Annotated in this window: 7 protein-coding genes and 1 pseudogene; 4 read left to right on the top strand and 4 right to left on the bottom strand. The window is 69.7% G+C overall.

Features of this window, described 5'->3' with window-relative positions; genetic code table 11:
• Both AC1DVT_RS16245 and AC1DVT_RS16240 read right to left on the bottom strand, forming a co-directional pair.
• Positions 1 to 321, bottom strand: a 321-nt coding sequence (locus AC1DVT_RS16245; protein ID WP_477390021.1) for an EamA family transporter, incomplete at its 3' end; no start/stop codon positions are given.
• Positions 322 to 435: 114 nt separating this feature from the next.
• Positions 436 to 1,770: an MFS transporter gene (locus AC1DVT_RS16240; protein WP_477390020.1), complete on the bottom strand. Its 1,335-nt coding sequence runs from the start codon at positions 1,768 to 1,770 to the stop codon at positions 436 to 438.
• A gap of 181 nt (positions 1,771 to 1,951) precedes the next feature.
• Between AC1DVT_RS16240 and rpsO the strand changes: the two genes are divergently transcribed.
• Positions 1,952 to 2,221, top strand: a complete 270-nt coding sequence (gene rpsO / locus AC1DVT_RS16235; protein ID WP_019180606.1) for a 30S ribosomal protein S15 — start codon at positions 1,952 to 1,954, stop codon at positions 2,219 to 2,221.
• Positions 2,222 to 2,288: 67 nt separating this feature from the next.
• Here the strand turns inward: rpsO and AC1DVT_RS16230 are convergent, their stop codons facing one another.
• The gene (locus AC1DVT_RS16230) at positions 2,289 to 3,353 is read right to left on the bottom strand and encodes an isopenicillin N synthase family dioxygenase (protein ID WP_477390019.1); all 1,065 of its coding nucleotides are present in this window, start codon (positions 3,351 to 3,353) and stop codon (positions 2,289 to 2,291) included.
• Positions 3,354 to 3,504: 151 nt separating this feature from the next.
• Here AC1DVT_RS16230 and efeU point away from each other — a divergent pair, with 151 nt between their 5' ends.
• The 3 genes from efeU to efeB are packed head-to-tail and all read left to right on the top strand — an operon-like array spanning position 3,505 to position 7,083.
• Positions 3,505 to 4,524 carry an iron uptake transporter permease EfeU gene (efeU, locus tag AC1DVT_RS16225; RefSeq protein WP_477390018.1) on the top strand — a complete coding sequence of 340 codons (1,020 nt, stop codon included), beginning with the start codon at positions 3,505 to 3,507 and terminating at the stop codon, positions 4,522 to 4,524.
• Positions 4,521 to 5,747, top strand: a complete 1,227-nt coding sequence (gene efeO, locus AC1DVT_RS16220; RefSeq protein WP_477390017.1) for an iron uptake system protein EfeO — start codon at positions 4,521 to 4,523, stop codon at positions 5,745 to 5,747. The genes efeU and efeO overlap by 4 nt, the downstream gene beginning before the upstream one ends.
• 55 nt (positions 5,748 to 5,802) lie before the next feature.
• Positions 5,803 to 7,083, top strand: coding sequence for an iron uptake transporter deferrochelatase/peroxidase subunit (gene efeB / locus AC1DVT_RS16215; protein ID WP_477390022.1), 1,281 nt, complete (start codon positions 5,803 to 5,805; stop codon positions 7,081 to 7,083).
• A gap of 27 nt (positions 7,084 to 7,110) precedes the next feature.
• On the opposite strand, the pseudogene AC1DVT_RS16210 reads toward efeB, so the two are convergent.
• Positions 7,111 to 7,534: pseudogene (locus tag AC1DVT_RS16210) on the bottom strand (acyltransferase family protein); the annotation flags it as partial.

Raw genomic sequence — 7,534 nt, 5'->3', positions numbered from 1 at the left:
CAGCAGGAACGGTGCGACGCAGAACGACACCGCGAGGACCGTCATGTGCAGCCAGATCCTGATGTTCCGGGGCAGCCGGTCGCGTCGCACCGCGACGAAGAGTCCCAGCGTCAGCGCCCCGAGGATCAGGCGCGACCAGGCGACCTGGCCGGGGGTGAGGCCGACGAGAGCGACCTTCATGAACAGGAAGCTCGAGCCCCAGATGATGCCGGTGAGGACGAACTGGACGGTGACCGAAGCGCCGGACAGCCCGCGCGAGTTCGCCACCGACCCGCTCGAGGCGGTGGTCGCGGCGCTGGCGGAGGGGGCTTCGGTCGGCACCTGGCGACTCTAGCCCGGGCACAAGGCTGCGGGATCCGCCCGGGAATGCGTCGTCCGAAATCCGCCGATGCGCGGCGGTCCCGCTACGTCCGGGGCGGCTTCTCGGAGGCCGGGCTACGGAACCGGATGTTCGGCGTCGTACTCGCGGAAGCGCGGGCTTCGACGCACGAGCAGGGCCACGAGTCCGATGATCGCGAAGCCGCCGAGCAGCGGCGGGAACCACAGCGTCGTGACGGCGGCGAGAGCGCCCGCGTAGAGCGCGCCGATGCGCGGACCGCCTGTCACCACGACGACGAAGATGCCCTGGAGGCGTCCGCGGATCGCGTCGGGCACGGCCGCCTGCATCATGGTCGACCGGTAGATCGCGCTGACGTTGTCGGCGCCGCCCGCGACGACCAGGAAGAGTGACGCGATGACGATGAGCGCGAGGTTCGCGTGGGTCGCATCCACGGTCTCGGGGGCGAACACGCCGAACGCCGCCGCGAGCAGCACCAGGCCGAACCCGGCGATGGATCCGCCGTACACCTGGATCGCGCGCTCGATGCCGAGCCCCTGCTGACGCACCCGGCCGATCGGGCCCGAGAACAGGCTCGAGAAGAACGCTCCGATGGCGAAGGCTGCGGTGAGGGCGCCCGTGGTGATCGGCCCGCCGCCGAGCAGCAGCGCACCGATCGCGGGGAACAGCGCGATCGGCTGACCGAAGGTCATCGCGGTGATGTCGAGGATGTACTGCAGGCGGATGTTCGACGCCCGCTTCAGGAACTGCCACCCGTCGCGCAGCGCCTCGAGCCCCGGGCGCACGAGCTCGCCCTCCGGGCGGATGCTCGGCAGCGTCCAGAGCCCGAGGAAGAGCGACAGCATGAGGACGACGTCGATCGTGTAGGTCCACGCGTAGCCGGTGAACGCCACGAGGACTCCCGCGAGGGCGGGGCCAGCCGTGACCATGATCCCCACCGTGATGCCGTGCAGCGCAGCGGCGGCCGGGAGGAGGTCGCGGGGGAGCAGGCGCGGCGTGATCGCCTCCTTCGTGGCCATCACGATCGAGTTGGCCGCCGAGATGACGACACTCAGGACGTAGAGCCACCACACCGTCTCGACGTGCGCCCAGGCGAGGACCGCCAAGGCCGTCGTCGCGGCGAAGGTCACTGTGGCGGCCAGCAGGGCCACGATCCTCCGGTCGAAGGCATCCGCCAGCATCCCGCCGTACAGACCCGCGACGATCATCGGCAAGAGCCCCGCCACCGCGATCATCGCGACGGCGAACGTGTCCTGGGTGAGGTCGTAGACGTGCAGCATGACCGCGACGGCGGTGAGCTGGCCGCCGAGCCCGGACAGGGTCGACCCGATCCAGAGGCGTGCGAACGGCGGGCTCGTGGTGAGGGGCCGCAGATCGATGAAGTGGTCGCGGCGCAGGCCGGGCCTTCTCGGCGGATCCCGTCGCTCGGTCACGACGCGGGCGGGTGGTGTCGAGGCATCCTCCGAGCCTATCCGCGGCGGGAACCGGGGCGATTCGTCCCTGAAGATCCCGCCTGGTAGACTCTTGAGGTTGCCGTTTGATCGGCCGCGGATAAACAGAGCTCACGCATCAGGCGTCGGGCGCCGCGCAATGACCAGGAAGGGGATCCCATCTATGCCACTCGAGTCTGACGCCAAGAAGGCGATCATCGAAGAGTACGCGACGCACCCCGGTGACACCGGATCCCCCGAGGTGCAGGTCGCGATGCTGACGCAGCGCATCAAGGACCTCACAGAGCACCTGAAGGAGCACAAGCACGACCACCACTCACGTCGTGGTCTGTTCCTCATGGTCGGTCAGCGCCGCCGTCTGCTCGGCTACCTCCAGGACATCGACATCGCGCGCTACCGCTCGCTGATCGAGCGTCTCGGACTCCGCCGCTAGTCGCAGCCAGCGCACAATCGCTTTCTTGAAAGGCCGTCCACGGTGTGGGCGGCCTTTCGCTTTGCAATCAGACGGATGATCTCGATACGGCCGCTTCGCGGCCACTCGATCCGGCGGCCGCTTCAGCCCGCTCAGCGACCAGGTCGGCGTGGTGGATCTCGGCGACATCGGGGTGCGCGCGCAGGCGCGACTTCAAGGCGTTCTCGCCATAGAGGGCGTGGATCGGGTTGGCTGGATCCTGGGTGACTCCGCGAGCCTCCGCTGCGAGCTCTGCGGGCAGCTCGATCAGCGGCAGCCGCTTGTCGAGCGCGGGGTTGAAGAAGAACGGCACCGAGATCCGGTCGTCCGGGTAGCGGGGCGAGATCACCCGGTGCTTCGTTGCGATGAGGTAGCCGCCCGTCGCGTACTCGAGCAGCTCGCCGATGTTGACGACGAACGCGCCGGCCACGGAGGGAGCGTCGATCCATTCGCCGTCGTGCTCGACTTGCAGCCCGCCCTTGCCGGGCTCGACCCACAGGAGCGTCAGCACGCCGGAGTCCTTGTGGGCGCCGACGCCCTGCTGGGGTGTCGGGTCCGCCTTGCCGGGGTACCGGACGATCTTGATGAGGGTCGAGGGCTCGCCGAAGTGCTCGTCGAAGTAGCTCTCCGGCGCCCCGAGTGCGAGCGCCCACGCGCGCAGCAGCTTGCGCGCCACCCCGGAGAGGTGGTCGTGCCACTGCGAGACGACGTCGCGCAGTTCGGGCTGGGCCGCCGGCCACAGGTTGGGGCCGATCAGGCGCGAGAAGTCCGGTGCGTCCGGATCGACGATGGCCTCGCGCTCCGGGCCGATGTCGATCTGCTCGCGCCAGTCGACTTTGCCCTGGGTGCGCTCGCCGCCGACGCGGGTGTACCCGCGGAAGTGCGGGCTCTTGACGTTCTCGATCGCGAGCTTGTCCTCCTCGGGGAGGGCGAAGAAGTCGCGCGCCGCCTGGTGCAGGCGCCCCTCCAGCTCAGGCGTCACCCCGGTGCCGGTGAGGTAGAAGAATCCCACGTCGTGGGTCGCGGCGCGCAGGTCATCGCGGAAACGAGCGGCGTCCTCCGGGCCGGCGTCGAGCTGGGAGAGATCGAGGATCGGCAGGTTCAGATCGGCCATGAAGGCGACGATAAGCGGATGCCGCGGCATCCGCTCGAATATTGCCGACCGTTACCTCTTCGCGGGGGCGGCGTCCAAGGATTGGACAGGTCGCGAAGTGCTGGGTACCGTGTTCAGGTAAGCCTTACCTCACTACCTCGATAGGACCGACGTGCTCGCGACCTTTCTCATCGGCCTTCGCGAGGGTCTCGAAGCCGCACTGGTGGTCGGCATCCTGGTCGCGTATGTGACGCGCATGGGCCGGCGCGATGTGCTTCCCCGGCTGTGGATGGGGGTCGGCCTGGCAGTGGCCCTGTCGCTCGGCATCGGCGCCGTCCTGACCTTCGGCACCTACACGCTGACCTTCGAAGCGCAGGAGCTGATCGGCGGGATCCTGTCGCTCGTCACCGTCGCCCTCGTCACCTGGATGATCTTCTGGATGCAGAAGACCGCCCGCTCGATGAAGGCGACGCTCGAGAACGGCGTGGACCGCGCGCTCGCGTCGAGCGGACTGTGGGCGGTCGTCTTCATCGGCTTCATCTCCGTCGCCCGGGAGGGCATCGAGACGACCCTGCTGCTGTGGTCGATGGTGCAGTCGTTCGGCTCCACGCCCGCGACGCTGCTCGGCGCGCTCCTCGGCCTCGTCGCTGCGGTCGGCTTGGGCTGGCTCCTCGCGAAGGGCATGCTGCGCATCAACCTGCGGGTCTTCTTCGGGGCGACCGGCGCGTTCCTCGTCGTCGTCGCGGCAGGCGTCCTCGCGTACGCGATCCTCGATCTGCAGGAGGCCGGCGCGCTCCCAGGGCCGTTCACCGAGGCCGCGCCGATCGATCCCGTCACCGGCGCCGTCGCCGTGGGGCTGGGTGCCTTCCCGTTCGGCTGGGCGTTCGACGTGAGCGGGGCCATCGCGCCCGGCGGCCCGCTCGCCGTGATCCTGCAGTCGATCGTCGGCTTCATGCCCAAGATGTCCTGGCTGCAGGTGACCGCCTGGGTGCTCTACGTCGCGATCGTCGGATCGCTCTTCGTCCGTGGCCTCCGCGCCCCAGGCGGCGCCGCGCGCCGGGCCGCGGCATCCGCCCCCGTCGCGTCTCAGGCGGCCGCGTCTGGAACCCCCACCACCCCCGTTCTCGAATCGTCCGCTGCCGGTCGGCCCTCCGCGTCGCCCGCCACCACTCCCCGGCAAGGAGCCGCATGACCCTGCACCGCCCCCTCGGAATCCTCGTCGCGGTCGGAGCTGCAGCCCTCGTGCTGTCGGGCTGCGTCGCGAAGAGCGATGTCGCGGCCGCCGACGCACTCCAGGTGACATCGACCGACTCGGCCTGCGCGGTTTCAGCCGCGAGCGCGACCAGCGGAACGCTGACCTTCGACATTGAGAACGCGGGCCAGGAGGTGTCGGAGTTCTACCTCCTCGCCGAGGACGGCCTCCGCATCGTCGGCGAAGCGGAGAACATCGCACCCGGCGCGTCGCGCACCCTTTCGGTCGTGGCCCAGCCCGGCAGCTATTACACGGTCTGCAAGCCCGGCATGGTCGGCGAGGGAGTCGGCAGGACCGGCTTCACCGTGAGCGGAGAGCGCGTCGAGGCGACCGGAGATGCCGCTGAGCAGCACCAGCAGGCGGTCGACCTCTACGCGGCGTTCGTGAAGGAGCAGGTCGAGCAGCTCGTGCCCGCGGTCGACACGTTCACCGCCGCCTACGAGTCGGGCGATGACGAGTCCGCCCGCACCCAGTTCCCGAATGTGCGCGCCTACTACGAGCGCATCGAGCCCATCGCCGAGTCGCTCGGCGACCTCGACCCGAAGATCGACTTCCGCGAAGTCGACGCCGTCGCCGACGGACTCGACTGGACCGGCTTCCACCGGATCGAGAAGGACCTGTGGGTGCCGGCCGAAGCCGCGCTGAATGCAGACGGCGCGCCAGCCTGGCAGGACTGGGCACCCTCGACTCCTGAGGAACGCGCCGCATACGGCGACCAGCTCGTCGCCGATGTCCAGGAGCTGAACGACTACGTGCATTCCGCCGAGTTCCAGGCGGCCCTCGAGTCGCAGGGTGCCGCGGGCCTCAGCAACGGCGCGATCGCCCTGCTCGACGAGGTCGCGACTGGAAAGATCAGCGGCGAAGAGGACTGGTGGTCGGGCACCGACCTCTGGGACTTCGCCGCCAACGTCGAAGGATCGAAGATGGCGTTCTCGCTCGTGCGGGACCTCGCCGAGTCGAAGGGCGACGACGGAGCGGCGCTGGTCGACGACATCGACGCCGGCTACGCGGCGCTGGAGGCATCCCTCGCCACCCACGGAACGCTCGCGGAGGGATTCGTCTCCTACGGCGAACTCACCGAGGCGGACAAGCGCGAGCTCACCGACCTGATCAACGCGCTCGCCGAGCCGCTGTCGCAGCTGACCGCCACGGTGCTCGCCTAGCGTGTCCGACAGCCGCCAGCCCGCTGAGCTGCCGCCGGGGGGCGACCTCCCGGCGGTGCCTGTCGCGCCCGAGCCGGGAGTGAGTCGCCGCGGTCTGCTCGGCCTCGCTGTGGGCGCCGGTGCCGCAGGCCTCGTCGCCGGGGCTGCCGGCGGTTTCGCAGCGGGTGTCGGCGCCGGGCGGGCGGCGGAACGGCAGACCGCGACATCCGCGTACGACTTCTTCGGCGCCCATCAGGCGGGGATCACGACGCCCGTCCAGGAGCATCTGCACTTCGCATCCTTCGACATGATGGCGCGCACGAATCGCGACGACCTGATCTCGCTCCTGCAGGACTGGTCGTATGCCGCGGCGCGCATGACTCAGGGACTGGCGGTCAGCGCGACCGGTGCGGTCGGCGGATCGCCCGAAGCGCCACCGGACGACACCGGTGAGGCGCAGGGCCTGACGGCCGCCGGGTTGACCATCACGATCGGATTCGGTCCCACCCTGTTCGTGTCCGAGTCCGGCGAAGACCGCTACGGCATCGCCGCCCGCCGGCCGCAAGGGCTCGAAGGACTCCCGCCCTTCCTCGGAGACGACCTGGACCCCGAGGCGAGCGGTGGCGATCTGTGCATCCAGGCCTGCGCTGACGATCCCCAGGTCGCCGTGCACGCCATCCGCAACCTCAGCCGCATCGCGTTCGGGCGGGCGAAGCTGCGCTGGTCGCAGCTCGGGTACGGCCGCACGTCCAAGACGACGTCCGACCAGCAGACCCCGCGCAACCTGTTCGGGTACAAGGACGGCACCGCCAACATCCTCGCCGACGACACCGCGGCCTTGAAGGCACACGTCTGGGTCGCGGCATCCGACTCTCCCGACTGGATGGCGGGCGGGTCGTACCTCGTCGCCCGCAAGATCGCGATGCTCATCGAGACCTGGGACCGGGTGCGTCTCTCGGAGCAGGACCGCATCATCGGCCGGGCGAAGGGGACGGGCGCACCGCTGTCCGGCGGCGGCGAGTACACCGAACCCGATTTCGCGGAGAAGGATGCCGCGGGCGCGCCCAAGATCGACGTGGCCAGCCACGTCCGGCTCGCGCATCACGAGTCCAACGACGGCGTCCGCATCCTCCGGCGCGGCTACAACTTCGTCGACGGCAACAACGATCTCGGACGACTCGATGCCGGGCTCTTCTTCCTCTCCTACCAGCGTTCGCCCGAGCAGTTCGTCACGCTGCAGCGCTCGCTGTCGACCGACCTCATGCTCGAGTACGTGCGCCACGTCCGGTCCGGGATCTGGGCCGTGCCCCCGGGCGCCACGGCCGGCTCGTATGTCGGGGCGGCGCTGTTCGCCTGATCGGCCCACCACCGCCGCCGCGCGGAGTCAGCCGTTCTGCCGCGGATCAGGGTGCAGTGCCCGCGGCGCTTCGCGCGGCCTGCGCGACCCCGTGGGATCGCTGCGGTGCCCTTCGCGCCCGGCGAGCGTGGCATCGCCGAACAGCCACTTCGGTCGAGGCTCGACCAGCGGGCGGAACAGCCGGCGAACGGGCCTCGTGGCGAGCCCCAGCGCGATCAGCACTGCGGCGACCACCACGATCGGCAGCCACAGCCAGGTGGGCTCGAGGCGGCTGAGCACCCCCGACTCCCGGAACGGGTAGAGCACGAACGAGTGCAGCAGGTAGACGTACATCGTGTACTGGCCGAAGTGCGTCCACCAGTGCGTGCGGCGGGGGATGAGGGCGAAGAAGGCGGTGGACAGGATCACCGCGACGGCGATGAGCCCGAGTCGCACCCCACCTGCCCACCAC

It is taken from the genome of Microbacterium sp. P2_F9, assembly GCF_056403635.1.
Note: the sequence above shows the minus strand (reverse complement) of the source record. Positions and strands in the feature narration are given on the sequence as shown.

Bases quoted from the DNA above. Each gene is read 5' to 3' on its own strand.
- AC1DVT_RS16230 (WP_477390019.1), bottom strand. From the start codon at position 3,353: ATGGCCGATCTGAACCTGCCGATCCTCGATCTCTCCCAGCTCGACGCC.
- rpsO (WP_019180606.1), top strand. From the start codon at position 1,952: ATGCCACTCGAGTCTGACGCCAAGAAGGCGATCATCGAAGAGTACGCG.
- efeO (WP_477390017.1), top strand. From the start codon at position 4,521: ATGACCCTGCACCGCCCCCTCGGAATCCTCGTCGCGGTCGGAGCTGCA.